Here is a 24,265-nt window from a genome sequence, read left to right as displayed (position 1 = left end):
CCGTTACTACGCAGCGGGGGCATGGCCGGTTACGGCGGATAGATCTGCTTGATGGTCCCGTCGGCGTTGACCTGCATGTATCCGGTTCCGGGCGCCGTGGAGTGGATTGCCAGCCCCAGACCGCCGCCCTCTTCGCCCTCGACGATGAGGTACAGCTGCGAGCCGGGCTCCGCACCAATCTGTGCTGGCGCACCGGCCATGGTGGCGGCAACGGCCTGCGTGTTGATCGCGCCGAGGTCCGCCAGCACGTCGAACGAACTGGTGCTGGTGTCCGAGCCCCACTTGTTCCAGCTGCCGCCGCGGTACATGAAGCTCTGGTCGACGTGCTTGTTCGTGGGTGAGACGCGATCCATGACCGCGTAGTCGGGGTAGACCACGAGCTTGAATCCCATGGTGTCGCCGAACTTCGCCTTGATGGTGCCGATCAGATTGGTGAGGCCGTCGACGGTCTGCAGCTGGCTCGGCCCCGCCGGCGTCGACGCCGCGGTGGAGGCGGGGGTCGACATCGAACCGGTCGGGTACCCGGCGGTGCCACCGGGACCGGTGGGCATCGACGGAAACAGTTGCGCGCTGGGCTCTTTGGTCGCCTGGGGCTGATCGCCCGAACCGCTGTCGGACCACATCACGTAGGCGATGCCGGCACCCCCGAGGACGACGATCGTGACCAAGGCCGCGACGATCACCACCGCCGAGTTGCGCCACCAGGATTGGGCCGGTTGGTTGTTCGCCATCTGGGGCGGCGACCACTGCGCGGATACCGCACCCAGACCTTGCGCCGGGGTCGCGTACTGCGTGTGCGCGTGCGCCGGGTAGGACTCCGGGCCGGTCGTGGGGTAGGGCACCGAAGGGGCGGCCCACGCCGGCGGCGGTGTCTGCTGAGCGGGCTGACCGAAATGAGCGGGCTGCGCCGGTGCGCCGGCCAAGGCGGCACGCGCGGCGGCAGCGAGGTCTTTGGTTGTGGCGTAGCGCAATTCGGGATCCTTGGCCATGCCGGTGGCAATGACCTGATCCATGTACGCCGAAATCCCCGGCCGCATGGTCGACGGCCGCGGCGGATCCGAGTAGAGGTGGCTGGTGATCTGCCGCTCCATGCTGTCGCCCGGAAATGGCGGGCCGCCGGTGAGACATTCGTGCAGTACGCACGTCAGCGCATAGATGTCGGACCGCGCGTCGCACCGGTCGCTGGTGAAGCGTTCGGGCGCCATGTACGCGACGGTGCCGATGGTGGCGCCGGTGTGGGTCAGTTTCGTCTCGCCGGCGGCGCGGGCGATGCCGAAGTCGATGAGGTACGCGAAATCGTCTGGCGTGACCAGGATGTTGGCGGGTTTCACGTCGCGGTGCACCAGCCCGACACCGTGTGCGGCACCGAGCGCGGCAGCGATCTGCTCGACGATCGAGACGGCGCGCTCGGGTGCCAGTGGGCCGTCGGCCAACAGCTGCTGAACGGTCTTGCCGTCGATCAGCCGCATCGTCACGAATAGCCGGTCGTCGATCTCACCGAAATCGTGGATCGGCACGATGTGCGGCTCATCGAGCCCGGCCGCGGCGTGGGCCTCCCGGCGGAAACGCACCTGGTACTGCTCGTCGTCGGCGAAGGTCGGCGGCAGCACCTTCATCGCGACGACGCGCTTCATGGTGGTGTCGTAGGCCTTCCACACCTCACCCATGCCGCCACGACCGAGCAGCTCAATCAGCCGGTACCGGCCGAACGGTGTCCCTTCCACCGGCTAACCATAAGAGGCGGCGGCGTCCGCTGCCCAGCGAATGGTTACGCGCGCACCCTGCGTCGATAGGTGACTTTGTCGAATTCCCGGCCATGCTCGTCGACCGCGGTCACGTCCATTTCGCTCAGCAGCTGTCCGGGCCTGACGTCGACGCGGATGAAGGCGTAGTTGCGGAAGCGCACGCGCGACCAGCCGACCGCCTCCGCCTTCTTCTTGCCGTCCGCCGTCCAGACATAGCTGTTCGGGACGAAGGTGTCGGGGGCTTCGTGGCCGCGGTAGCTCTCGGGCTCACCCGGCTGGAAGCCGTATCGGGGCCGGCCGGCGCAGCCCACGGTGTAGTAGACGGTGCCGTCGGTTTCCGCGTCGACGGTCGAATTGTCCCCGGCGACCTTGGTGGGGCGGTCGCCGCGGATCGGGTCGGTGCGCTCGTAGACGTGGTTGTGCCCCTGCAGCACGAGATCGACCTGATACCGGTCGAACAACTCGCACCAGGCCGCCCGCACACCACCGTCGCTGGCGTGCGAGTCGGTGGTCGAGTACGCGCAGTGGTGGAAGAAGCAGACGATGAAGTCGATGTTGGGGTCGGCGCGGTAGGCGGCCAGGGTCCGCTCGACCCAAGAGTTCTGACTACCGTCGGAATAGCCGGTGTTGGAACGGATTTCGAAGCTGACGTCGTTGGCGTCCAACGACAGCACCGCGACGTTGCCGTACGTGAACGAATAGACCGACGGGCATGCCGCCGGCCCGTTGTCCGGAAAGTCCATGCGCGCCAGGTGGCCGCCGTAACCGTGGCTCGGATACGAGGCCTCCATGTCGTGGTTACCGGTCGCGAACATCCACGGCGTGCTCGCCGCGCTGGCCTCGATGGAGCCCAGATAGACGTCCCAGACGAACGGGTTGTACTTGTCGAAGCCGTGCGCGGCCTTGCCGCCGGACGGGACGAACGACAACGGCTTGCCGCCGCCGGACGGGTCGGCATACGCGATATCCCCCGCCAGCAGGTGGAATTCGGGGTTGGACGCGACGATCTGGTTGAACACATTGGCGGTGTGCGGGACGTCGGGCTCGTTGTCCGGCTTGTAGTAGCCGTCGTCGTAGTCGCCGCGCTTGAGTCCCGCCGGCTGGCGCGGGACGTCATCGGTGCCCTGGTCGCCCATCATGGTGAACCGGAACGGCGCCAATGTCTTTCGCACACTGGGCATCGCCGTCTTGGCCGACCGCACGTCACTGACGAAACCGTCCTCGGTGCGCCACCGGTAGAAATGCGCGCTGCCACCGGGCAATCCGTCGACCGGGACATGGGCGTAGAACTGCTCGGCCGCCAGGACACCGCGGTCGCTGGTCGGGATCTGGGTGACGAGGTTGCGCACCTCGGCTTCGATGGTCGCGCCCAACTGATCGGTGGGCCCGTGGTCGACGAACACCTTGGTGCTACCGGGATTTCGCGACAACTGCGCGGCCAGCCGCAGCTGGCTGTCCGCGTCGCCGCCGAATCCGACCCGGCGGTTGGCGATGCTCAGCGGCGCGTCCTGCGCGTAGGCGCGGCGCCCGAACGGCGCCAGGCCCAGGGCCGCCACCGCCGCGGCGGCCGCCGATCCACGCAGGAAGTTCCGCCGCGATACGCGGTGCCGGCGCAGGTACTGCTGGTGCCAGTCGTACTGCTCGGCGATGGTCATGGTTGTCGACAAGTCGTCGGGGATGCCCGTGTCCGGGATTTCGCCGGCAACGGTCAGTCGGGTCGGACGCACCCGTCGATCGTGGCTCAGCCCGGAGCGTCTGGCGAGTCCGACACCGGAATCAGGGCCGAAGTTCAGCCGGGGTTCACGGAATCGCGATCAACGACACCGGGGCGCCATATCGCTGCGGCCAGTCCTGCCACGCCACATCCGTCGGGCCGACGGCCTGCTCCGTCACCGTCCAGTGGTCGCCTCGGCGGTTCAGCAGGGCCGCGTAGGTCCGGGACACGAACCCTTCGGCGGCACCCTCGGCGAGGGGTGTCCCGCGGAAGTCGAAGGCCTGTCCGTCGGCGCCGCGGATGCCGGCGTACACGAAGGCCCACGGCCCGGAGACGTTGATGGCCTCGACCGCCAGCGTCGCGGGCTTGCCCAGTTCGGCCTTGAGGGCCGCGACGGCCGGCGCCACGATGGCCTCGCCGGTCGGTGAGCCGGGGTCGACGCCCGGGTCGGCCCCGGCCTGCGCGGTGCCGATCAGGATCGACGACCATACGGCCAGAAGCACCACGACGAGACGCCGGAACATGCGCAGACGGTATCGAGGTCCGGCCCCGTGCGCCATACGCTGAGGCCATGAGTCGCGTCGCATGGGCATATCCCGCATCCGCGGTCACCGCGCTGGTGGTCACGATGGCCACCTGCGGCATGCCCTCGGCCTCCGCCGCCCCCGGCGACCCCGCCTGCCCGGGCACGTCGGTCACAGCACAGCAGTTCGTCGGCGCCTGGACCGGCCCGGACGATCCGACCACCACGACGCTGGCGCCCGACGGTGCGCTGCGATCCCGCGGAGCCGGCGACGAGTCGGGCACCTGGAGCGTCCGACCCATCGGCCGGACGCCGGGTGCCGGTCAGCTGCCCGACGACGGCATCTGTGTGTTGTGGCTGCACTGGACCAGTCCCGCGCCGTCTTTCGACGCGTTCTACGTGCCGTTGAAAGCGACCGACACGCAACTGGAGTTGAGCTACGTCGGTCGGGGCAACACCCTCACCTGGATCCGCGCCGACGGGCCGAGATGACACTTTTTGTGATCTGAAAAGTCTTGGGCTGTCCCGAACTCTTTCTCAGCAACGCCTCAGTTGGCGACGGCACGGTGGAGACATCAAGCGCGAGCACGCCTGTCTTACCGACGTTTCGAGAAAGTAGTCAACGCCAATGAGACACCCGTCAGACCAGCCGACCCCGGACAACCAGCACCTCTGGTCGCGGCAGTACGCCGCTGAACAGGAGAAACTGGTCCAGTGGAGCAATGACCGCTACCAGCGTCCCCACGTCTCGGACGAGTACACCCAGCCGCTGCGGACTCCGTACGCGGCGCCGCAGCAGTACCCGGCCCCGCCTGTGCCGCCGGCGCCAGCTAAGCGCTCACGGTCCGGGCTGCTGGCCTTCGGCATCGCCGCGGTGGCCATCGCGGCCGGTGCGGCCGGCACCATGGCCGCCGTCGATCACTACGGCAGCATGGCGCCGACGGCGCAGGTTCCGCTCGCCACCGGCATTCAGAACCGCGCGCTGCCAACGGCTTCCGTGCCCGCACCCGCGCCGGCCGCCCCGACCGGTTCCGTCGAGGCGGTGTCGGCCAAGGTGCTGCCCAGCGTCGTCAAGCTGCAGGTCCAGACCGGCCAGCAGGGCGGCGAGGGGTCGGGCATCGTCCTCACGGCAGACGGCCTGATCCTGACCAACAACCACGTCATCGCGGAAGCCAATCAGGCTGCCGCGGAACAGGATTCGCTGCCCAGCGGACTCAATCCGAGCGGCCGGCTGCCCCGCGGCATGACCGGCGCCGGTCAGACCAAGGCGACCGTCACCCTGTCCGACGGCCGCACCGTGCCCTTCACCGTGGTGGGGGCCGATCCGGCCGACGACATCGCGGTGGTCAAGGCCCAGGGGGTGTCCGACCTGACCCCGATCAGCATCGGATCCTCGAAGGACCTGCGCGTCGGACAGAACGTGGTGGCCATCGGCTCACCGCTCGGCCTGCAGGGCACCGTGACCACCGGCATCATCAGCTCGCTGAACCGTCCGGTGAGCACCGGTGACGAGCAGACCGGCCAGCAGTCGGTGATGAGCGCCATCCAGACCGACGCCGCGATCAACCCCGGCAACTCCGGTGGCGCGCTGGTCGACATGAACGGCAATCTGATCGGCGTGAACTCGGCGATCGCCTCGCTCGGCGGTGGCCCGGATTCCGGCGGCTCCCAGCCGGGTTCGATCGGCCTCGGCTTCGCCATCCCGGTCGATCAGGCCAAACGCATTGCCGACCAACTGATCTCCACCGGCACCGTGCAGCACGCCTCGCTGGGCGTCAAGCTGGCCGCCAACAACAGCGCCCAGGGCGCGGCCGTGGCCGGCGTCGTCGCCGACGGTCCCGCCGCCGCGGCCGGCCTGGACAAGGGCGCCGTGATCACCAAGGTCGACAACCAGCCGATCGACAGTCCGGAAGCGCTCGTCGCGGCGATCCGGTCCAAGGCGCCCGGTGACAACGTCACCGTGACCTACGCCGACCCCTCCGGAGCGGAGCGCTCCGTGCAGGTGACCTTGGGACAGACGGAAGCCTAGGCCGACACAGCCTGTCCCCGCATCCCTGTGAGGGTTGTGTACGCGGAACCCGAGATACGCGGACACAACCCTCACAGGCGTATTCGGGCACCCCGACGCCAACCGGATTCCAATCGCGCCGCCTTACCCTCTGTGTGTCGACATCTCCGGAGGGGCCATGCGCATCGAGTACATCGTGGTGCTGATCGCCGTCATCGTGATCGTGGATATCGCCATTCTCGTTGCGCTGCTACGCAAACGCCGCGCCCGGACCGCGTCCGCCGACCCGGCGCCGACCATCGCGACCGAACTCGGCACCGACGTGCCCAAGAAGTCCGCCGCACCGGTCCTGGCGAAGGCGTTCCTCGCTGTCGGGCTGTCGTTGGCCGTCGCGGCCGGGGTCTGCGCAGCGTTTGTCGCCCAATCGAATTCGTCTGACCGGCACGCCGACGGGACCGTCGTCGAGCTGGTCCCCAGCGGCGGTGGCAGCAGCCCGCGCTACCGGGCGCGCGTCGAATTCGCCACATCCGCAGGGACCCACGTCCGCTTTCTCAGCTCGATCAGCAGCAATCCGCCACCGGCCAGGCTCGGCGAACACGTCGACGTCCGGTACAACCCCGGCGACCCCCACGACGCCACCATCAACACCTACTGGCAGGTGTGGTTCCTGCCGACTCTGCTCGGCATCATCGCCGTCCCATTCCTGCTGGTGGGTACCGGATTCGGGATCGTGAGCCGGGCCGGCCGCCGGCGCGGGCCCGAACTCCTCTGAAGCGACCCGCCCGCCAGCAGATTGCCAGGTTCATCTGGGCTGCCGCAGGTCACGCGCGGATGTATCGTCTCCCCAGTTCCGAATTTGCTGTGAATCGGGGGATATGGCCCAGTACTACCTCTCGGGTGCAGTAACCGCCCGGGTCGACGGCACGCCGGCGGCGCTCGGCGGACCGAAACAGCGGTGCGTACTGGCGGTATTGCTGGCCAATCACGGCACGGTGGTCAGCATCGACCGCCTGATCGACGCAGTCTGGGGCGACGAGCCACCGCCGAAAGCGCTCGCGTCGGTGCGCTCGTACGTGGCCAACCTCCGTCGGGTCCTCGACCCTGGCGCCGACGCCGGGCATGACCAGGCGCCCGATACCCGCCGGGGCGACACGCAGAACCAACGGCTCGCGTCCCACCCCCACGGCTACCAGCTGAACCTGCTCGCCGGCGACACCATCGATCTCGTCACCTTCGAAAGCCTTGTCTCGAAAGGCCGGACAGCACTGATCCGCCACTCGGCCGGTGCGGCCGTCGAGATGCTGACCGAGGCGCTGGCGCTCTGGCACGGAGATCCGTTCGGAGAGTTCGCCTATCACGAATTCGCCGCACCCGAGGCCATCCGCTTCGCCGCCCTGCGGACCACCGCCATCGAGGCCCGTTTCGACGCCGCACTGCAACTCGGCGGCGGCGGCGAACTGGTACCGGAAGTCGAGGCGGCCCTGGCGGAACATCCACTGCAGGAACGGTTGTGGGGCCATCTGATGCTGGCGCTGCACCGGTCCAACCGCACCGCCGATGCCATTCAGGCGTTCGAGCGGGCCTGCACGACACTCGACCGCGAGGTCGGCACCCGGCCCGGCGAAGGCCTGCAGACGCTCTTCGAGAAGATTCGCGACGGCGCCGCGGAACTGCGCGTCGCACCCGCACCGCACGTGCTGAACCCCGATCCGGACCCAGCGGCACCACCACCGTTCGTCGGCCGCGACACCGAGCTGGGTGCTGTCACCGCGGCGGTGCGCCGAGCCGACGGCGGCGCCGGCGGGCTGACGCTCGTAACCGGCGACAGCGGCATCGGCAAGACCACCCTGGCGCAGGCCGCCGTCGACCGCGCGCGGGCGGCGGGCATCGCCGTGGCCTGGGCCGGCCACCCGAGCGGGGTGAAGCTGCCGCAGCTGTGGACGTGGATCCAGCTGCTGCGCCAACTGGGCGGCGAGCTCGGCATCGCCGGCCGCAAGGCCGTGCTGCGGGAGACGCCCGGCGTGGTCAACGCCCTGGTGCCCGAATGGCACGGCGACGACGACCTCAACGCCGGCAGCCGGTTCGCGCCAACGGGATTCGCCTTGGTCGAGCGCATCGTGGCGGCGCTGCGCGAGCTGTCGACCGTGGCCCCGATGGTGCTCGTCATCGACGATCTGCAGCGCGCGGACCCCGCCTCGATCAACGCGCTCGTCCTGCTGGCCGAAGAATTCCCGCGCATCCCCATCCAGGTCATCGGCAACTGGACCTTCTTCGGGGCCGACAGGCCGATGAACCGGTCGTCGTTCGAACGCATCGTCCGCTCGAACGACACCGTCACACTGCATCTGGACGGCATCGACCGTGCGGCCGCGGCAGACCTCGTCGACGCGGTGGTCGGTGGCACGATCCCGCCGGCCATTTCGACACAGGTCTGGGAGCAGGCCGGCGGAAATCCCTTCTACATCAAGGAACTCGCGCGGGCACTGGACACCGACGGCGCCCCGCAGCGCAGCCATCCCGCGCTGTCGGATGCCGTGGTCGGCGTCGTCGGCCGCCGGCTCGGCGTCCTGGACCGGCCCTGCCGTCGGGTGCTGTGCGCGGCCGCCGTCGTCGGGCCCGAATTCAACGTCGCCGACCTGGCGGACATCGTCGACCTGTCGGTCTCGACGGTGCAGAGCCGGCTGCGGCCGGCGTATCAGACCGGCCTGCTCGACGAGCTGCCCGCACGTCCCGGCGCCTACCGGTTCAGCCACGGCCTGGTGCGCGACGCACTCATCGCCCAGCTCGCCACCACCGACCGCACCACCGTGCACGCCGCCATCGCCACCACGCGGACGGCGACGCTCGCGACCGCCGCGTACGAACACGTCATCGCGACTGCCGACCATGCATGGCGGGCCGGGGTGGAACTGAATCCCGATGTGGCCCTTGGCATTCTCGAGGTCGCCATCCAGCGGGCCCTGAACCGGTCGGCGTACCACGACGTCGCCGGGCTGGCCGAGCACGCCCTGCAGATCGGCGACCGGCTGCCGGCCAAACCCGAACACCTGGACCGGCAGGCCACCCTGTGGCTGCACCTGGCCGGCGCGAAGAACATCCTTGAAGGGCAAGCCAGCGAGTCGGCCGCCGCGGCCGTCCAGCGGGCCTTCGAGATCGGCCAGGAGGTCAAGGGCCGCGCCTTCTATGGCGCCATCGCGCTGCAGTCCATGCTGTTGTGCGCACACGGCCGCATCGACGAGGTCGAGATCATCGCCATCGGCCTGGAGGACCAGTACGACAAGTCCGGTGATCCGGTGATCGGCCTCGTCAACGACTTCGTGCACATCCTGCTGTACACCCTGCGCGGCAATACCGACATGCTGATCGGCACCGGCCTGCACATGATGGACACTTTCCCGCCGCCCGAGACCGTCACCGATCCGCTGCACTTCTTCCATCCCCGCGTCTACTGCTGGATGGCCATCGCCGAGGCGGTCCGCGGGGACCTGGAGGCCATGCGCGAATACCACCGCCGCGCACTGCATCTCGCGCAGAGCCGTGGCGACGTGTTCAACATCCTGGCCGCGCGGCTGACCTACGTCGAGTGTGCCGCGGTCCTCGGTGTCACCGACGGCATCGTCGAACTGGCAGACCAGGTCGACGTCGAGTTCACCGCGGCGGGCAGCCCGCAATGGGCGGCCTGCGCACGTATCGTCCGGGTCTGGGCGCAGGTCATCGGCTCCGGCGAGGGGGACGCGGCCGTCGCCTTCCGGGCGTTCGACGAGTACACCTGTGACGGGACGACCGTCATGAACACCATGTTCCTGTGCCTGCTCTCCGATATCGAGCTGCACCAGGGCCGGCCCGACAGTGCCCGCGCCCTGGTGCACCGGGCCAGCCGCCTGGCCGATGCCACGGGCGAGCAGGCCTTCGCCCGTGGCATCGCCGAAAGGCTGGCCGCCCAGTCGGTCGAGCCCGTCTGACTCAGGCCTTCACACTCCGGTCGGGCAGTTCCTCGCGCCACTGGCGCCAGATCGCCCGGTCCGTCATGAGGTCCAGCACACTGCCGAACCCGGACGGATACACCAGGGACACAACCCATTTGCGGGAGTTCCCGCGACTGACCTCACAGCCGCCCCGGTACAACTGCCGTAGCCAAGTGACCGTCACCGCGTCGCGCGGGAAGTCGAAGATCACCACCTCCTCACCCGCGGACAGCTTCGCCTTGTAGTCGGGCAGCCCCAACTGGTCATCGACCCACTTCGAATACTCGGACGCAAGGCACCGCACCTGGGTGTCCGTCAGCTCCAGTTCGACGTTCACCCACCAGGTGTTGGTTCGGCTCTTGAGCAGATACGCCTTACTTCGGGGTGGCGCCGTCGCCATTTCGTCAGAAGGTGATCTTCAAGGATTTATCCACCGCGTCCAGCGCCTCGAACAGCTCGTGGCCCTGGCTCTCGTCGCTGGTCGCGTTGATCTGCAGCACGTACAGGCCGTCGGGTCCCTTGAAGACCACGGTCTCCTGCCCGAACGCGGCCTTGCCGCCGCCCTTGAGGTTGTACGTGCCGGCGATGCGGAAGGCCGGGAAGCCGGCCGACGTACCCGGTTCCTCACCGACGGACTCGAATCCGGGCAGGTTCTTCACCTCGCCGCCGGCAAGCTTGAGCAGCTTGTCGGGATCCACCGGACCGTCGAGGCGCGACACCAGCGCGATGATGTTCGCGGTGTAGTCGGTGCTCTGGGCGCCGGGTCCGGTGTAGACGAGTGCGCCGTACGCGTAGTCAGGAGTGTCCTCGCCGGCGCTGTCCCAGCCGGTCGGGCGGTCGATGTCCACGGCGGGAGCACCCGGGTCCCCGGGATGGATCGACGTCTCCTGAATCTTCTCTTCCTTGATGTAGTCGGCGATCGTGGGGTTCGTGCCGGATTCCTCGGCCTTGCGCGGCTTCAGTTTTGGCGCTGCCTTCGCGGACGATGTCGTACTCGAGCTGCTGCTCGAACTCGACGAGCTGGAACTGGAGCTGGTCGAGCTCTTGTCCTTGTCGCCACCTCCGCACGCGCCCAGCGTGATGCTCAGGCAGACCGCGGCAGCGACGGCGATGACAGGGCGATGCGACATCTGCATCGTGACTCCTCAGGGGTTGACGACGGACGCCGGTCACGTCCTCGGCGCCACGATATGGACGGCCGATTGGAATTCCGTTGAACCCGGCGGCGCAGGCGGTTGGAACGCCGACGGTCACCAACCCGACCTGCGGGGAGTTCCAATCGGATTCCAACATCGCGGCGCTAACTTTTGCCGTCCGCTTGATCAGTGCGGCGCCGGTGGCTGGCGCCCGAACTCGGAAGGGGTTGGCGACATGACCAACACGACGTGTCAGAGGCTCGTTCTGGCGTCCGCGATCACGGTTGCCGTGTTCGGCGCCGCTGCCTGTTCCAGCGGGACGCCGTCGGTGAGCAAGAAAGACGTCGAGAGCCAGATCGTCGAAAAGATGACCGGCGCCGACGGCAAGAAGGCCGATTCGGTGACCTGCCCGGAGAACCTCGCGGGCCAGAAGGGCGCCGAGATCAACTGCACCATGAAGGTCGGCGACAAGACCAGCACGGTGAACGTCACCGTCACCAGCATCGAGGGTCAGAACGTCAAGTTCGACATGGTCCAGACCATCGACAAGGCGCAGGTCGCCAACCAGATCAGCGAGGAGCTGGGTCAGCAGTTCGGTGCGAAGCCCGAATCGCTGACCTGCCCGGAGAACTTGAAGGGCACCCCGGGCGCCACGCTGCGGTGCGAGCTCAAGGACAGCGGCCAGACCTACGGCGTCACGGTCACCGTCAACAAGGTCGACGGCTCCGACGTGAACTACGGGTTCAAGGTCGACGACAAGCCCACGTCGTAAGCGATGGGAATTCACCGGGCCCTGTGGCGGGCATCTGCGCTCCTGGCGGTCTGCACCCTGACAGTCGCCGGCTGCGGCGAGAAGCACTTGAAACCTCAGGGGGAACCCCCGTCGTCATCGTCGACGTCGTCGGCTCCGCCGATCGAGATTCACGGCGACGCCGCGGACCCGGTGAACAAGATCGTCATCAAGGCGATCGGCGACATCGAAAGCTATTGGCAGACCGAGTTTCCCAAGCTCTACAAGAAGGACTACACACCGGTCAAAGGTGGGTTCTACGCCGTGGATCCCACGCAGGGCCCGCTGCCGCCGTGCGCGCAGGCGGCCTCGGACATCGCCGGCAACGCGTTCTACTGCGCCAAGGCCGACAACGTCGCGTGGGACGTCGAGGAGCTCCTACCGAGTCTGCGAAAACGGTTCGGCGACTTCGTCATTCCCATAGTGATGGCCCACGAGTGGGGGCATGCGATCCAGGCCCGCGCGAACTTCCAGGGCGAGACCGTCACCAAGGAGATCCAGGCCGACTGCTTCGCCGGGGCGTGGGCCAAACACAGCGCCGAGACGTTCAAGCCCAGCGCCAACGATCTGGACCGCGCACTCGCCGGTGTGCTGTTCCTGCGCGACGAGCCGGGCACCGGCCAGCACGAATTGAGCGCGCACGGCAGCGGTTTCGACCGGGTGAACTCGTTCCGCAACGGATACGACGAGGGCCCGCAGGCCTGCGCCGACTACAGGCGCGGTAACCCGGTCGTGGTCGAGCTGCCGTTCAACAACGCGCAGGACGCCGCGGCCGGCGGCAACGCCCCATACGAGTCGATCGTCGACGGTGTCCCCGAGGATGTCGAGGACTACATGGCGCGGCTCTACCAGCAAGGCACCGGCAAGCCGTGGACGCCGATGAAGCCCGCGCAGAAGCTCGACCCGCGGAACCAACCGGACTGCGGCAACGAGTCGACCAAGGGCTACGTGCTGTTCTACTGCGTGCCAGAGGACTACGTCGGATTCGACAACGTCGAGGCCATGCCCCAAATCTATGACGAGGCTGGTGATTTCGCGGTCGCGACGCTGATCGCGACGCAGTACGGGTTGGCGCTGCTGACCCGCCTCGGACAGGACAGCAGCGACAAACAGACGTCGCTGCAGGCCGACTGCCTGGCCGGCGCCTGGGCCGCGAGTCTGCTGCTGCACGAACGCGCCGACAGCCGATACAGCCTGTCGCCGGGCGACCTCGACAAAGCGGTGTCCGCGCTCCTGCTGTTCCGGGGTGAGGGCGACGTCGAACGCCAGGGTCAGGGCAGCGACCGGATCGATGCCTACCGCAAGGGCGTGTACGAGGGCGCGAAGTCGTGCCTCGCCCGTTGATCACCGCCGCGCAGCCGCATGAGGAGGAGCCCGCTCGATGACCCACCCCGAACCCACCGCCGTCACCGCGGACGAGACACCGACGGAACAGAAGACCTCGCCCGGACGCGGCCTGCTGGCGTCGATGCACCCGAAGGCATTCTTCGCGATGGCCGACGGCTATCCCGTTGGCGTCAAACAGTTTCTGCAGTTCTGCCTGCTGCTGATCTACCCGGGCTGGCTGATCGCCGCGCCGTTGTGTGCGGCCATCTACTTCACCGGGTACGGGCTGCTGTGGATCCTGTTCTGGCCCCTACGCGCGTGGATGAAGAAGAACCGGCCCGAGGAGTACGCCGCCAGTCAGCTGAAGTGAGCACGCTACCGCCGCGTGAGGAAGGCGAAGAAGTGCGGTGTGGTGTCGACCCGCAGCCGCGTCAGTTTGCGGTAGCTGATGAGCCACTGGCCGTCTTCCAGCCGGTACTGCTCGTGATAGTGGCCGTAGCCGTGCAGGTGTTCTTCGGCGTCGCCGTTGGTCCACCACAGTTGGTCCTCCATGGCCCAGATGCCGGTGGCCGTGGTGTTGCTGGTCAGCTCGATCTCGGGGGTGTGTCCGTGGTGGACGGTGGTGACGGTGGTGCCGCCGTCGAGCAGTGATCGAATGGCGCGCGTGAGCGCCTCCTTGCCGACGACGCGGTTCTTGCTGCCGGGCGTGGATGTCCAATTGTTGTTGTCGGGCAACCCATCCCAGGTCTCGGACACGACGTCATCGGTGTGCAGCGTCGGATAGATCTCCCACTGCTTGGTGTCCATGCACCGCAGCCGGCGGGCGAAGGTGCGCTTGATGGCCTCGATGGCGTGCGCCTGGTCTCCGGTGCTCAGGGTGACGGGTGTCGTCATCGGTTGCCTTCGTTTCGTCGGGTTCGGGTCCGTCCGCGCCAGGGCGCCAAGAGCAGTTCGCAGGCCCGGCGCATGTCACGCTCGGCCTGCTCGGGTGTCGTCTCCCCGGTGATGGCCCACGACAGGATGCCGTACGCGCACTGCTCGAGCAGAAGCGCGATCTGCGTCTGATCGGGGGTGGGCGCCGCGATGCCCGCGACGCCGAGGATGTTCCGCCGCAGGTTGTAGTCGCCGCCGGCCGTCGACTCGGCGCGCCTGGCGTTGACCGACGTGATCATGGCGCGGGCCAACTGCGGACGGCTGAGCATGGCCCGGATGATGCCGACCATGAGTTCGGTGACGTCCGCGACGGGATCGCCCGTGGTGGGGCCCGGCGGCGCCGCCCCCTGGGTGTAGTGAAACAGCAACGCGGCGAACAGATGATGCTTGGTGGGGTAGTAGCGGTAGACGGTCGTGATCGAGACCGCGGATTGGTCCGCCACGTCCTGCATGCGGACTTCCTCGAGGCCGTGGCGCGCGCCGAGGCGCGCGGCGGTGGCGAGGATGCGTTCGCAGCGGTCGATCTGCGCGGGGGTCTTCGGCGTCGCCGGTTCCCGGTCGAGTGGTGCCCGGGGCATGGCTAGTCCGGTGGCCCAGAAGGAGTGCCCTGCAGCATCTTCTGAATCATCGCGTGTGACGCCAGCAGCACCTTGTCGCGATCGGCGGTGGCGTGCACCGCCGGATTGACGGCGTGCGTCGAGATGATGTGCACCGGTCCGTTCGCGAGATTCGCCAGGCCTTCGCGGGCGACGTCGGCCGGGTCGGACGCGGGCATCCCGGGGATGTCGAAGTTGAGGCCGACGCGCTCCATCGCCGGTGTCCTGGTGAGGCCGAGCACGAGTTCGAGGACGTGCACGTTGTGCTCGCGCAGCTCCAGCCAGAGCCCCTCGGCGTAGATCCGGCTGAACGCCTTTACGCCGCCGTACACGGTGTGCCGCGCTGAGCCGAGGTGGCCGGAGAGCGACCCGACCAACATCAACCCGCCGCGGCGGCGCTCGCGCATCGGCGCGCCGAAATGGTGTACCAATCGCAGGGGAGTGGTGACGTTCAGGTCGATGACGCGCTGGAATTCCGTCAGGTCACCGTCGAGGAATTCCGCGCTGTGGGTGTTGGCGCCGGCGTTGTAGATGAGGAGACCCACTTCCAGATCGCCTGTGGCGCTGATGATCTGGTCGACGCCGTCGTCGGTGGTCAGGTCGACGGTCAGTTCACGTACCTCGACACCCGACTCCCGACACCTCGCGGCGGTGACCTGCAACGGGCCCGGCTTGCGCGCGATCAGCACCAGGTTGACGCCGGCCTGGGCGAGCAGCGCCGCGAACTCGGCGCCAACGCCTTCCGAGCCACCGGCGATGACAGCCCACGGCCCGTACTGCTGCAGCTGTGGTGGGTCCTCGCTAGACAAGTTCTCGCTCCATATCTAAAATTCATTTTAGTTTTCTGCGTCCGAGGGTAGCCGATCCAGACGCCAGTTCGGAAGGGCGCACGCATGCGGATAGGTCTGCAGACGCCGGTGGTCATCCAAGTTCCCGCCACCGCCTCGGCGTGGGAGGCGACCGCCGGGGCCGCCGAGATCGGTGAGATCGCCGCCGTCGCCGACCTGCTCGGCATCGACTACCTCACGTGTTCCGAACACATCGTCGTGCCGAACGATGTCGCGGCAACTCGGGGGGCGACGTACTGGGATCCGCTGGCCACCTTGGCTTTCATCGCCGGCCGCACGTCGCGGATCCGGTTGGCGACCTCGGTGCTGGTGCTGGGTTACCACCACCCGCTCGAGATCGCCAAGCGCTACGGCACCCTCGACCAGGTCAGCGGTGGCCGGTTGATCCTCGGTGTCGGTGTCGGGTCGCTGCGCGAGGAGTTCGACCTGTTGGGGTCGGCCTGGGACGACCGGGGCGCCCGCGCCGACGAGGCGATGGCGGCGCTGCGAGGGGCGCTCTCCACCAATCACCCTGTGCACCAAGGTGATTACTACAGGTACGACTCGGTAGTCATGGATCCCTGCGCGCTGCAACACCGGGTGCCGATCTGGGTCGGTGGCCGAACCCGCCGGTCGCTGCGCCGGGCCGTCGAACTCGGGGACGGCTGGATGCCGTTCGGCCTGTCGGCCGCCGAGATCGCGACAATGCTTGCCGCCGTGGAACTTCCCGAGCTCTTCGACATCGCGCTCGCCACGAGGCCGCTGGATCCGATGGGTGCGCCGCAACAGACGCTCGATGAGCTCGGCGCACTCGAGGATGCCGGAGCGACGGCGGCGACCTGCGTGATCGCCTCCCGATCCGCGGCGCACTGCTGCGAGCAACTCGGCGCCCTGGCGGACCTGACGAACCTGTTGACCACGGAGTCGCGATGACCGAGCAACGGCTGGCCGACCTCGAAGCGCGGTTGTCCCGCATCGAAGACGAACGCGCCATCGAGCGGATGATCGCTTCCTACGGCCCGCTCGTCGACGCCGGCGAGGCCGAGGCCGTCGCCGCCATGTGGGCACCCGCCGGGGTGTACGACGTCGAGAACTGGCTCATGACAGGGCCCGACGACGTCGCGGCGATGGTCCGCTCACCCGGTCATCAGGGCTTCATCACCACCGGATGCGTCCACTTCCTGAGCCCCGCCGTCGTCACCGTCGAGGATGATGAAGCGGTCGCGGTGTGCGAGTCGACGCTGTTGCTCAGGCGCGCAACGACTTACGAGGCCGTCCGGGCCGGCGTCAGCCACTTCCACCTCCGCCGCGCCGCCGAGGCGCCGCACGGCTGGCAGATCGTCAAACGCGTCACCCGGCTCCTCGACGGGACCGAGCGGCCCCGCAGGTTGTTGTCGGACGGTGTCGCCGGGCGGCTCCCGACCTAGCCCCGCACGTTGTTCAGCGTGTGCCCGGCCATGGCCGCCAGGACGCGGTGGGCCCGGGCGACCATCGCGGCGGCGGACTCCTCGGGATGATTGCGCCAGAACAGCATCAGCGCCGACACCATGTGTTCCCAGACGCCGGTGGCGGCCACCAGGTCGACGGGATCGGTCAGGCCGACACCGCCGAGCGACCGCGACACCCCCGCGAACGCCTGCTGGCGCAGGATCGTCCGCTGCTCACGCGCCGCATCCCGCGCCGGGCCATTGGGGACCGACCGGTCGAACAGCACATGCCAGTCGCCCGGATGCCCCTCGAACGTCGTGAAGATGGCGGCCAGCACCGGCTCGCCGGCGGCCGCGCCGGCCCCGGCCAGGTGATCGGGAGAATTGAGCGCGTCGGCGACGGCCTGCTCGATCTGGGTGCCGATCTTGGTGACGCACGCGGCGTACACCGCTTCTTTGGACCCGAAGTAACTGATGATAAGGGTCTTGGAGACGTCGGCCTGCGCGGCGATGGCGGCCAGCGACGCACCCGCGTACGTAGCCCGGCTGAATTCGGCGATCGCGGCCTCGACGATCAGTTGCTCGCGCTCACCGCGCGGCACACCCTTGGTGCCGGTTCTGCCGGTGACAGGACGCGTGGTCATCGGGACAGCCTAATCAGGTGGCAGGCACCTCTGTCCCGGAGTTGACCGTTGCCCGGGACGAACGGACCGATTCAGTCCGGCTGAACGTCGATCCACTCGAGATACGCGCTGCCCGAGACCGATCCGGTACCCCAGGTACCGGTATAGGAGTATGCGGCGACGTATCCCGGTCCGTGGCCGAGGCGCCACGGTGAGTCGACCGTCCCGATCAGCGCCAGGATTTCACGGTCGCCATCGCGGACCGACCACTTGAACTTGCGGGGCCTCCGCATGGTGTTGCCACGATCATCGACCAGCGGCTCGCCGTATTCGGTGACCGCGAAGTGGACGTCGGCGTACACCTCGGTCTCGCCGCCGAGAACCCGCACGTGAGCCAACTTGCACGCGGTCCGGCCACGCGCGCGGACGTCGGTCAGCAACACCTGCGTGCGCTCGTCGAGGTTGATGATCTGGTACGTGAAGAAGTCCAGCGGCAGCTTGAGCCGAGCCGGTATCGGCCGTCGTGTAAGCGCTTGGTGCGTACGGATTCTCGCGTACTCGAAAGTGCCCAGCCCACTGACCGCCACCCCGTCGACAGTGCCGGTGTAGGGCGCGAGCAGGCTCAGGTGGTCGTAGATCGGCGACTTGACGAAGTACGAAACCTGATCTGTGACATCAAGTTTGAGGTCGACATCGAACTGCGGATAGCGACCGCGGACGACGACCTTCGGCAAAGCCACGTTGATGGCCAGGTCCTCGGCCCAGCGCAGCCGGCGGGCGTCGGCGGTGAACCAGCAGTCGGTGTGCATGTCGTACGCCCGATAGAAACGTTGGTCGGCATGCGCGGTCGACGAGAAGACCGTGGTGGTGTCGCGCGCGTCGGGGGCTGCCAGGTGGTCGAGGTCGAACAGCTCGGCGCCCGACGCACCCAGCAGCGTCATGGTGTTGAGGTAGCGGTAGGGCTCTGGTAGGTCCGGCACGAATACGCCGAAATGCGTGACGCCCCAGGCCCGTGAGGCATCGTGGGGCTTGAGAATCTCCGGGGCGTCGAACGGCTTGCGCGACGCGGGCAGGCGACTGTCGACCAGCGGCAGCACGCCGTCGATGACGACACGCGACAGCGTACGAGAGATGGGGTGCGTCTTCATGGCGTCCTTGTCTGACGTGCGATCGGCGACTAGGTGAGGGCCGCGAGAGCCCGGTCCGCGGCGGCGGGGGAGATGAGGTCGATCGTCGGCAGGACCGCGCGCAGCACCGCCGGGCTGACCTCCACCGGCTGATGGGTGACGGCCCGCACGATCCAGCGCCCCGCCTCTTCCGCCGACAGTGCCGGAGCATCCTCGTATTCGGCTGTGGGCGCAATCATTTCGGTGCGGACCAGCGGGAAGTAGACGTTGGTGGCGCTGATGCCGGGGTGGGGCCGCTCGGCGTTGAGGCTGCGACCGAAGATCGCCAGCGCACTCTTGGAGGCGGCGTACGCCGAGAAGCGCGGAAACGTGTTGGCGTGCAGGCCCCAGGTGCAGACGTTGACGACCTGGCCGCGACCGCGCTCGATCATGCCCGGCAGCAATCCGAGGCTCAGCTGCACGGCGGCCAGGTAGTTGAGGGACATCGTGCGCTGGTAGTCGTGCAGGCGGTCAGTGGCGTCGGCGATGCTGCGACGGATGGAGTGGCCGGCGTTGTTCACCAAGACATCCACGCGTTCGTCGGCGAGGTCCACCAGCAGCCGGGCGGTGGCGTCCTGGTTCGCCAGATCGCATGTGTGCCAAGAGCATCCGGTCTCGGCAGCGAGCGTCCGCAGCTCGTCCTCCCGGCGGGCGACGGCGATGACGGTGGCCCCGCGGGCGCGCAGCTGAATGACCGCCTGCCGGCCGATACCGGCCGAGGCGCCCGTCACGACGATGGTCAGGTCGCTGACATCACGGCCCGGGCCGGCCAGTGCGGCGTCGAGTCGCTCGGGCAACAGGGTGCGGCGCTGGACCAGGTCGGTCACGGCCTTGCGAATAGACATGGCTTCCTCCCACACGGTGCTCTCACCGGGACGATGCCGATATTACCATGTGGTCACTTGTGGCTAGGTCGAGGCGATGGCGTACCCGCCCATCCACAGCGGCGGCTCGCAGTGGTCGCCCCGCGCAGCGTGCGGGTCCAGCCCGCTCCACCGCTGACGGCGCGTCATCCGGTCGTAGTGCCCGTCGGCCACCGACTTCAGAAAGTCCACGCTGCCGCTCATGAAGTCCAACCCGTAGCCGGTCAGCACGTACTTCGGTAAGTCCGGCAAGCTCTGCTGTGAGATGTCATAGCGCTCGCTGCGGTGGTGCGTCCCGTTGTCGTCGACCTCAGTGGTCCAGCGCAACACCGTCGGGCGGCGCCACGATGCCGCCGTCGCCTCTACGACGGTCCGCCAATCGACACCGATCTCGGGCGCGACCGATAGGGGCGCCGGGATTTCGTGCACGATCTGTGTCCTCATACCGATCCCCTTCCCCAGCTCGTGCACCGAGTGTGGGCGGGGACATCGTGGTCGAGGAAGGGGTACCGGCTCGATCCGCCGGGTTCCTTGCACAAATCAAAGATTTCGCCCGCGAATGTGACCGCCGTGCATGAATAGCGGCTCATTCATCTGCATCACCGGCACAGAGGCACGGCCTACAGCCGATACATCTCGCGCGCCGTTGCCGCCTCCTCGAAAAGGAAGTCCGGTCGCCCCCGATGTGTGGGGTGCTTGGGTTGCGGCGGGTCGGCGGATCGGCGCGAGAACGAGCGCATCGCGACGACGACCTCCGTCCACAGTGGTGTCCCAATCACTTTGTGCCGCAATTGCGTTCGTGGGGCAAGGGCGCCCACTGCCAGGCTCGGCAGCCAGGAGTGTCCAGTCATGGTTGAACGATAGGAACGAGGCCCGGCCCTGGGCATCGTGCTGGGGACGGCTCTTGCTGTCCTACCGGGGACGGAGCGCGGTGTTCACTTGCCGCGGTGCCACAGCCCAGATTGGGCATACCCTGGCCCAGAGGGGGCGCCCATGACTGAGATCGTGCTGTTCCATTCGGTGCTGGGTGTGCGCGCGGGTGTCCGCGACATCGCCGCCAGGTTTGCGGCGGCCGGTCACGGCGTGCATGTCATCGACCTGTTCGACGGCACGTCGTTCGACGAATACGAGCCCGCTTTCGCTCATGTCCAGTCGCTCGGCGGCGACGAAGCCCTCATCGAGAAGGCTGCCGCCGCGGTCGCCGACCTGCCCACCGAAGTCGTGTACGCGGGGTTGTCGATGGGCGCGGCGTCCGCCGTCTATCTCGCTGCCACTCGTCCGGGCGCCCGCGGCCTGCTCGGACTGCACGGCGCGGTATCGCCCCATTGGTTCGGCGTGAGCTCCTGGCCGGCCGACGTCCCGGTCCAGGTGCACGAAGCTGAACACGATCCGTTTCGCGAACCCGACGAGATCGCGGCACTCGGTGCATCAGTGCGTGCCGGCGGCGCCCAGTTCGAGCATTTCGTCTACCCCGACGCGCGGGGCCACCTGTTCAGCGACGCCTCGCTGCCCAATGAGTACGACAGGGACGCCGCGGCGTTGATGCTCAGCCGACTGCTGGAATTCGTGAAATAGACAGTGACGGTAAGGGAATCAGACGGACTCGACCTCGGCCTTGATCCGGTTCAGCGTGGTCCTCATGTCCCGGATGTTGCGCCGGGTGCGCAGCTGGCCACCGAAGATGCCGAACACGGTGTCGAGCAGGCCAGGCGTCATCCAGAACGACTCGGTGACATCCGTGCCGTCACCGGCGGGCGCCAGAGCGTAGTGCCAATTGTTTACCGCCTTGTCGCCGGCGAGAACCGCGAAGCCGAACTCGCGACCGGGCTCGCAGGCCGTGACACGGCACGTCGTCCAATAGATCGGCCCGATCTCGTTGCGCTTGACGTGGCCGCGGAACAAGGCTCCCAACGCGGGTCCGGTTGCACCGTCCAGCCATTCGGACTCGAACACTTCCGGCGAGTACTTCGGGGTGTTGCGAATGTCGGCAATCAGGTTCCAGACCTGATCTGCCGGGGCGTTCATGTGGACGGTCACCGAACCTTTCATGGCGCGAGCCTATCCACCGGTGCCGCCCAGACCATCAGCTGTCGACGAATCGCAGCGAGCTCGGGCCATACTGGCCTGGTGGGGGCGAGAGGTTCAATGCGGTGTAACTGCTGTCGATCGCACTGTGCGCGAGAGGCCCTCGCGGACCTATGACGCGGATACTCATCGCCGCGGGTGTGGCCCTGACGGTCGCCATTCTGCTGACTCCCGTGTTGATCCTGATGTTCACCCAACTTGGGCTGGGCCAGCCGATCCGCGACGAAGCCCCGGAAACCCACCAGAGAAAACGGGGCACGCCGACCATGGGCGGCCTGGCGATCCTCACCGCGATTTGGGCCGGCTACCTCACCACCACCCTTGCTGGGCTCGTAGTCGGCGGTGAAGGGCCGACCGCGTCAGGGCTGCTGGTCCTCGGGCTCGCCACCGCGCTGGGTGCGGTCGGATTCACCGACGACTACGTCAAGTTGCGGCGCGCACGCAACCTCGGCTTGAACAAGCGGGCCAAGAGCGTGGGCCAGCTCGTCGCGGCAGTCCTGTTCGGCGTGCTTGCACTCCAGTTCCGCAACTCCGACGGCCTCACTCCCGGCAGTGCCAACTTGTCCTACGTGCGCGAAATCGCCGCATTCACAATGCCGCCCGTGGTTTTCGTGCTGTTCTGCATCGTCGTCGTCTCGGCGTGGTCGAATGCCGTCAACCTCACCGACGGCCTGGACGGACTGGCCGCCGGTGCCATGACCATGGTGGCCGCCGCCTACGTACTCATCACTCTCTGGCAGCTCCGAAATGCGTGTGCCCTCACGCCGGGACCCGGTTGCTATCACGTCCGGGATCCACTGGATCTGGCTCTCGTCGCGGCGGCGACTGCCGGCGCCTGCATCGGATTCCTGTGGTGGAATGCCGCGCCCGCCAAGATCATCATGGGTGACACGGGTTCGCTGGCGCTGGGCGGCATCATCGCCGGGCTGTCAGTGACCAGCCGCACCGAAATCCTGGCCATCATCCTGGGCGCCCTGTTCGTAGTCGAGGTGACTTCGGTGGTCATTCAAGTCATTTCGTTCCGGACCACCGGCCGACGGGTTTTCCGGAACTCTCCGATCCATCACCACTTCGAGCTGATCGGCTGGCCCGAAACCACTTTGACCATCCGATTCTGGCTCATCGCCGCCATCACCTGCGGCCTCGGAATCGCGCTCTTCTACAGCGATTGGCTGTCGGCCGTCGGTGTCTGAAGCTGAACCGAGAGCGTGGCGGGGGGTGAGCCGGTGACGGATGCTCTGGCTTCAGCCCCTCGTTCTGCGTTCATTCGATACTGGACAGCGGCCACGATCAGTTCGTTCGGCTCGGCGGTCACAGGCGTTGCGATGCCTGTACTAGTGGTCCAGCTCCTTGGTGCGACTCCGTTTGAGGTCGGCGTCGTGAACGCGGCTCAGTTCGTGCCCTACGCCGTGTTCGGTTTTGTTGCCGGCGCTTACACCGATCGGTGGCGACGAAAGCCAACCTTGGTGTGGTCCAGCGTTGGGCGGGCACTGTCTCTGGGTGCGGTTCCCGTCCTGTGGCTGATTGGTCACTTGCAGATATGGCTGCTGGCAATCGCGCTGCTCGCGTTTGGCGCATTCTCGGTATTCGGATTCGCTGCCACTCAATCCCTGCTGCCGCGCCTGGTACCCCGGACACAATTGGTCGCGGCGAACGCGCGCCTGGACCAGTCCGATTCGGCCGCTCAGACGCTCGGCCCGGCGATCGGCGGCGGCCTCGTCGGAATGTGTGGTGCCCCGGTGGCCATCGTCATCGACGCAGTCAGTTATCTCGTCGATGCCGCCCTCAATGCAAGCATTCGCGTCCGCGAACCCCGAGCCGGCTCCCGCACGCGCGACCTTCGCCAAGAGATCAATGACGGTCTCCGGTGGACGTACCGCCACCGCACCCTGGGCCCCTTGGCGGTGTCGACGCACATCTGGTTCTTCGCCAATGGTGCTGCGGTGACGGTGCTTTCGCTTCTTGCATTGCGCACGCTGGGATTGACGGCCTACGTGTTCGGGACGCTGCTGGCAGTTTTCGGTATCACCAGCCTGATCGGCGCATCCTTGGCGCCAGCGTTCGGTGCTCGGTTCGGATCCGGGCGGGTGATCATCTCCGCTCGCGTCGCCTATCCCATGGCATGGCTGCTCATCACTCTTGCTCCCGCTACCGGCAGGGGTGAGGTGCTCTTGTTCATCGCGTTGGGCCTCCTAGGTCTTGCTGCCGGCATCGAAAACCCCAACGAGATGGGCTATTGGCAGGCACTCACACCCGACGAACTATTGGGTCGGATCAACGCCACCAGAAGGTCGGTCAACCAGTCGATGGCCGCCTTGGGAGCGCTCATCGCCGGGCTCGGCGTTGGACTGATCGGTGAGCGACACACCCTTGTCATGGCGACGATCGGTTTCGCGACAGCCGCCCTCGCCGTCGCGCTGTCGCCGCTACGACAATCACCCGACCAGCGCGCCGAGGAACGATGACCGTCCTCGGCCCTTACGACCCCCTCCCGCACGCCACTGCTCGCATCCTGGTCACGGGGGCCTCCGGTGCGGG

At 67.5% G+C, this 24,265-nt stretch carries 26 protein-coding genes; 12 read left to right on the top strand and 14 right to left on the bottom strand.

Annotated features, from left to right (window positions below; translation table 11 throughout):
- Window positions 1-29: 29 nt before the first annotated feature.
- The 3 genes from H289_RS0106440 to H289_RS0106430 all read right to left on the bottom strand — a co-directional run bounded on the left by H289_RS0106440 (window position 30) and on the right by H289_RS0106430 (window position 3,983).
- The gene (locus H289_RS0106440) at window positions 30-1,724 is read right to left on the bottom strand and encodes a serine/threonine-protein kinase (RefSeq protein ID WP_020099944.1); all 1,695 of its coding nucleotides are present in this window, start codon (window positions 1,722-1,724) and stop codon (window positions 30-32) included.
- A gap of 44 nt (window positions 1,725-1,768) precedes the next feature.
- Window positions 1,769-3,400 (bottom strand): metallophosphoesterase, encoded by a 1,632-nt coding sequence (locus tag H289_RS0106435; RefSeq protein ID WP_081633336.1) that lies wholly within the window; start codon window positions 3,398-3,400, stop codon window positions 1,769-1,771.
- 145 nt (window positions 3,401-3,545) lie between these two features.
- Window positions 3,546-3,983 (bottom strand): hypothetical protein, encoded by a 438-nt coding sequence (locus H289_RS0106430; RefSeq protein WP_020099942.1) that lies wholly within the window; start codon window positions 3,981-3,983, stop codon window positions 3,546-3,548.
- A 47-nt stretch (window positions 3,984-4,030) separates the two neighbouring features.
- On the opposite strand from H289_RS0106430, the gene H289_RS0106425 reads away from it, so the two are divergent.
- The 4 genes from H289_RS0106425 (at window position 4,031) to H289_RS0106410 (ending at window position 9,952) form a co-directional block, all read left to right on the top strand.
- The gene (locus H289_RS0106425; protein WP_020099941.1) at window positions 4,031-4,474 is read left to right on the top strand and encodes a hypothetical protein; all 444 of its coding nucleotides are present in this window, start codon (window positions 4,031-4,033) and stop codon (window positions 4,472-4,474) included.
- A 136-nt stretch (window positions 4,475-4,610) separates the two neighbouring features.
- Window positions 4,611-6,011 carry a S1C family serine protease gene (locus H289_RS0106420; protein WP_020099940.1) on the top strand — a complete coding sequence of 467 codons (1,401 nt, stop codon included), beginning with the start codon at window positions 4,611-4,613 and terminating at the stop codon, window positions 6,009-6,011.
- A gap of 157 nt (window positions 6,012-6,168) precedes the next feature.
- Complete coding sequence (locus H289_RS0106415; RefSeq protein WP_020099939.1) at window positions 6,169-6,762, top strand: DUF3592 domain-containing protein; 594 nt, start codon at window positions 6,169-6,171, stop codon at window positions 6,760-6,762.
- A gap of 103 nt (window positions 6,763-6,865) precedes the next feature.
- Window positions 6,866-9,952, top strand: coding sequence for an ATP-binding protein (locus tag H289_RS0106410; RefSeq protein WP_020099938.1), 3,087 nt, complete (start codon window positions 6,866-6,868; stop codon window positions 9,950-9,952).
- Between the two features lies 1 nt (window position 9,953).
- Here H289_RS0106410 and H289_RS0106405 read toward each other — a convergent pair whose 3' ends face one another.
- Together H289_RS0106405 and H289_RS0106400 are read right to left on the bottom strand one after the other, a co-directional pair.
- On the bottom strand, window positions 9,954-10,355 hold the full coding sequence (locus H289_RS0106405) for a hypothetical protein (RefSeq protein ID WP_020099937.1): 402 nt from the start codon (window positions 10,353-10,355) through the stop codon (window positions 9,954-9,956).
- A 4-nt stretch (window positions 10,356-10,359) separates the two neighbouring features.
- The gene (locus tag H289_RS0106400; RefSeq protein ID WP_020099936.1) at window positions 10,360-11,091 is read right to left on the bottom strand and encodes an LpqN/LpqT family lipoprotein; all 732 of its coding nucleotides are present in this window, start codon (window positions 11,089-11,091) and stop codon (window positions 10,360-10,362) included.
- Window positions 11,092-11,326: 235 nt separating this feature from the next.
- On the opposite strand from H289_RS0106400, the gene H289_RS0106395 reads away from it, so the two are divergent.
- Genes H289_RS0106395 through H289_RS0106385 form a run of 3 tightly spaced genes read left to right on the top strand, consistent with a single transcriptional unit; the run spans window position 11,327 to window position 13,577 of the window.
- Entirely contained in the window at window positions 11,327-11,863 is a 537-nt protein-coding gene (locus tag H289_RS0106395; RefSeq protein WP_020099935.1) for an anti-apoptotic protein, read from the top strand.
- A gap of 3 nt (window positions 11,864-11,866) precedes the next feature.
- Entirely contained in the window at window positions 11,867-13,225 is a 1,359-nt protein-coding gene (locus H289_RS0106390; RefSeq protein ID WP_020099934.1) for a neutral zinc metallopeptidase, read from the top strand.
- A 37-nt stretch (window positions 13,226-13,262) separates the two neighbouring features.
- Window positions 13,263-13,577, top strand: coding sequence for a hypothetical protein (locus H289_RS0106385; protein WP_020099933.1), 315 nt, complete (start codon window positions 13,263-13,265; stop codon window positions 13,575-13,577).
- 5 nt (window positions 13,578-13,582) lie between these two features.
- On the opposite strand, the gene H289_RS0106380 is transcribed toward H289_RS0106385, so the two are convergent.
- The 3 genes from H289_RS0106380 to H289_RS0106370 are packed head-to-tail and all read right to left on the bottom strand — an operon-like array spanning window position 13,583 to window position 15,545.
- Window positions 13,583-14,101: a nuclear transport factor 2 family protein gene (locus H289_RS0106380; RefSeq protein ID WP_020099932.1), complete on the bottom strand. Its 519-nt coding sequence runs from the start codon at window positions 14,099-14,101 to the stop codon at window positions 13,583-13,585.
- Entirely contained in the window at window positions 14,098-14,718 is a 621-nt protein-coding gene (locus H289_RS0106375; protein ID WP_020099931.1) for a TetR/AcrR family transcriptional regulator, read from the bottom strand. Before H289_RS0106375 ends, H289_RS0106380 begins: the two co-directional genes overlap by 4 nt.
- A 2-nt stretch (window positions 14,719-14,720) precedes the next feature.
- A complete protein-coding gene (locus tag H289_RS0106370; protein ID WP_020099930.1) occupies window positions 14,721-15,545 on the bottom strand; it encodes an SDR family NAD(P)-dependent oxidoreductase in 825 nt (274 codons plus the stop codon).
- A gap of 84 nt (window positions 15,546-15,629) precedes the next feature.
- On the opposite strand from H289_RS0106370, the gene H289_RS0106365 reads away from it, so the two are divergent.
- Together H289_RS0106365 and H289_RS0106360 are read left to right on the top strand one after the other, a co-directional pair.
- Window positions 15,630-16,496 carry an LLM class F420-dependent oxidoreductase gene (locus H289_RS0106365; protein WP_020099929.1) on the top strand — a complete coding sequence of 289 codons (867 nt, stop codon included), beginning with the start codon at window positions 15,630-15,632 and terminating at the stop codon, window positions 16,494-16,496.
- Entirely contained in the window at window positions 16,493-16,990 is a 498-nt protein-coding gene (locus H289_RS0106360) for a nuclear transport factor 2 family protein (RefSeq protein ID WP_020099928.1), read from the top strand. The genes H289_RS0106365 and H289_RS0106360 overlap by 4 nt, the downstream gene beginning before the upstream one ends.
- Here the strand turns inward: H289_RS0106360 and H289_RS0106355 are convergent.
- The 5 genes from H289_RS0106355 to H289_RS32870 form a co-directional block, all read right to left on the bottom strand.
- Window positions 16,987-17,592 (bottom strand): TetR/AcrR family transcriptional regulator, encoded by a 606-nt coding sequence (locus tag H289_RS0106355; protein ID WP_029104853.1) that lies wholly within the window; start codon window positions 17,590-17,592, stop codon window positions 16,987-16,989. The two genes, H289_RS0106360 and H289_RS0106355, sit on opposite strands and share 4 nt — an antisense overlap.
- A 113-nt stretch (window positions 17,593-17,705) precedes the next feature.
- Window positions 17,706-18,761 (bottom strand): DUF6670 family protein, encoded by a 1,056-nt coding sequence (locus tag H289_RS0106350; protein ID WP_020099926.1) that lies wholly within the window; start codon window positions 18,759-18,761, stop codon window positions 17,706-17,708.
- 29 nt (window positions 18,762-18,790) lie between these two features.
- On the bottom strand, window positions 18,791-19,624 hold the full coding sequence (locus H289_RS0106345) for an SDR family NAD(P)-dependent oxidoreductase (RefSeq protein WP_020099925.1): 834 nt from the start codon (window positions 19,622-19,624) through the stop codon (window positions 18,791-18,793).
- 63 nt (window positions 19,625-19,687) lie between these two features.
- Complete coding sequence (locus tag H289_RS0106340) at window positions 19,688-20,086, bottom strand: hypothetical protein (protein WP_155944045.1); 399 nt, start codon at window positions 20,084-20,086, stop codon at window positions 19,688-19,690.
- Window positions 20,087-20,262: 176 nt separating this feature from the next.
- Entirely contained in the window at window positions 20,263-20,493 is a 231-nt protein-coding gene (locus H289_RS32870) for a hypothetical protein (protein WP_155944044.1), read from the bottom strand.
- 37 nt (window positions 20,494-20,530) lie between these two features.
- Here H289_RS32870 and H289_RS0106335 point away from each other — a divergent pair, with 37 nt between their 5' ends.
- Window positions 20,531-21,217, top strand: a complete 687-nt coding sequence (locus H289_RS0106335; RefSeq protein WP_286133590.1) for a dienelactone hydrolase family protein — start codon at window positions 20,531-20,533, stop codon at window positions 21,215-21,217.
- Window positions 21,218-21,235: 18 nt separating this feature from the next.
- Here H289_RS0106335 and H289_RS0106330 read toward each other — a convergent pair whose 3' ends face one another.
- Window positions 21,236-21,691: an SRPBCC family protein gene (locus H289_RS0106330; RefSeq protein ID WP_020099922.1), complete on the bottom strand. Its 456-nt coding sequence runs from the start codon at window positions 21,689-21,691 to the stop codon at window positions 21,236-21,238.
- Between the two features lie 149 nt (window positions 21,692-21,840).
- Between H289_RS0106330 and mraY the strand changes: the two genes are divergently transcribed.
- Together mraY and H289_RS0106320 are read left to right on the top strand one after the other, a co-directional pair.
- Window positions 21,841-22,920, top strand: a complete 1,080-nt coding sequence (gene mraY, locus H289_RS0106325; protein ID WP_020099921.1) for a phospho-N-acetylmuramoyl-pentapeptide-transferase — start codon at window positions 21,841-21,843, stop codon at window positions 22,918-22,920.
- A gap of 15 nt (window positions 22,921-22,935) precedes the next feature.
- The gene (locus H289_RS0106320; protein WP_353583168.1) at window positions 22,936-24,192 is read left to right on the top strand and encodes an MFS transporter; all 1,257 of its coding nucleotides are present in this window, start codon (window positions 22,936-22,938) and stop codon (window positions 24,190-24,192) included.
- The last annotated feature ends 73 nt before the right edge of the window (window positions 24,193-24,265 follow it).

Source organism: Mycobacterium sp. 360MFTsu5.1 (genome assembly GCF_000383495.1).
Classification (GTDB): domain Bacteria; phylum Actinomycetota; class Actinomycetes; order Mycobacteriales; family Mycobacteriaceae; genus Mycobacterium; species Mycobacterium mucogenicum_B.
This window is presented reverse-complemented; position numbering and strand designations above follow the sequence as displayed.

Excerpts from the sequence above, each read along its gene's own strand:
- H289_RS0106435 (WP_081633336.1), bottom strand. The coding sequence starts at position 3,400 with ATGACCATCGCCGAGCAGTACGACTGGCACCAGCAGTACCTGCGCCGG.
- H289_RS0106430 (WP_020099942.1), bottom strand. The coding sequence starts at position 3,983 with ATGTTCCGGCGTCTCGTCGTGGTGCTTCTGGCCGTATGGTCGTCGATC.
- H289_RS0106425 (WP_020099941.1), top strand. The coding sequence starts at position 4,031 with ATGAGTCGCGTCGCATGGGCATATCCCGCATCCGCGGTCACCGCGCTG.
- H289_RS0106420 (WP_020099940.1), top strand. The coding sequence starts at position 4,611 with ATGAGACACCCGTCAGACCAGCCGACCCCGGACAACCAGCACCTCTGG.
- H289_RS0106415 (WP_020099939.1), top strand. The coding sequence starts at position 6,169 with ATGCGCATCGAGTACATCGTGGTGCTGATCGCCGTCATCGTGATCGTG.
- H289_RS0106410 (WP_020099938.1), top strand. The coding sequence starts at position 6,866 with ATGGCCCAGTACTACCTCTCGGGTGCAGTAACCGCCCGGGTCGACGGC.
- H289_RS0106405 (WP_020099937.1), bottom strand. The coding sequence starts at position 10,355 with ATGGCGACGGCGCCACCCCGAAGTAAGGCGTATCTGCTCAAGAGCCGA.
- H289_RS0106400 (WP_020099936.1), bottom strand. The coding sequence starts at position 11,091 with ATGCAGATGTCGCATCGCCCTGTCATCGCCGTCGCTGCCGCGGTCTGC.
- H289_RS0106395 (WP_020099935.1), top strand. The coding sequence starts at position 11,327 with ATGACCAACACGACGTGTCAGAGGCTCGTTCTGGCGTCCGCGATCACG.
- H289_RS0106390 (WP_020099934.1), top strand. The coding sequence starts at position 11,867 with ATGGGAATTCACCGGGCCCTGTGGCGGGCATCTGCGCTCCTGGCGGTC.
- H289_RS0106385 (WP_020099933.1), top strand. The coding sequence starts at position 13,263 with ATGACCCACCCCGAACCCACCGCCGTCACCGCGGACGAGACACCGACG.
- H289_RS0106380 (WP_020099932.1), bottom strand. The coding sequence starts at position 14,101 with ATGACGACACCCGTCACCCTGAGCACCGGAGACCAGGCGCACGCCATC.
- H289_RS0106375 (WP_020099931.1), bottom strand. The coding sequence starts at position 14,718 with ATGCCCCGGGCACCACTCGACCGGGAACCGGCGACGCCGAAGACCCCC.
- H289_RS0106365 (WP_020099929.1), top strand. The coding sequence starts at position 15,630 with ATGCGGATAGGTCTGCAGACGCCGGTGGTCATCCAAGTTCCCGCCACC.
- H289_RS0106360 (WP_020099928.1), top strand. The coding sequence starts at position 16,493 with ATGACCGAGCAACGGCTGGCCGACCTCGAAGCGCGGTTGTCCCGCATC.
- H289_RS0106350 (WP_020099926.1), bottom strand. The coding sequence starts at position 18,761 with ATGAAGACGCACCCCATCTCTCGTACGCTGTCGCGTGTCGTCATCGAC.
- H289_RS0106345 (WP_020099925.1), bottom strand. The coding sequence starts at position 19,624 with ATGTCTATTCGCAAGGCCGTGACCGACCTGGTCCAGCGCCGCACCCTG.
- H289_RS0106340 (WP_155944045.1), bottom strand. The coding sequence starts at position 20,086 with ATGAGGACACAGATCGTGCACGAAATCCCGGCGCCCCTATCGGTCGCG.
- H289_RS32870 (WP_155944044.1), bottom strand. The coding sequence starts at position 20,493 with ATGACTGGACACTCCTGGCTGCCGAGCCTGGCAGTGGGCGCCCTTGCC.
- H289_RS0106330 (WP_020099922.1), bottom strand. The coding sequence starts at position 21,691 with ATGAAAGGTTCGGTGACCGTCCACATGAACGCCCCGGCAGATCAGGTC.
- mraY (WP_020099921.1), top strand. The coding sequence starts at position 21,841 with ATGACGCGGATACTCATCGCCGCGGGTGTGGCCCTGACGGTCGCCATT.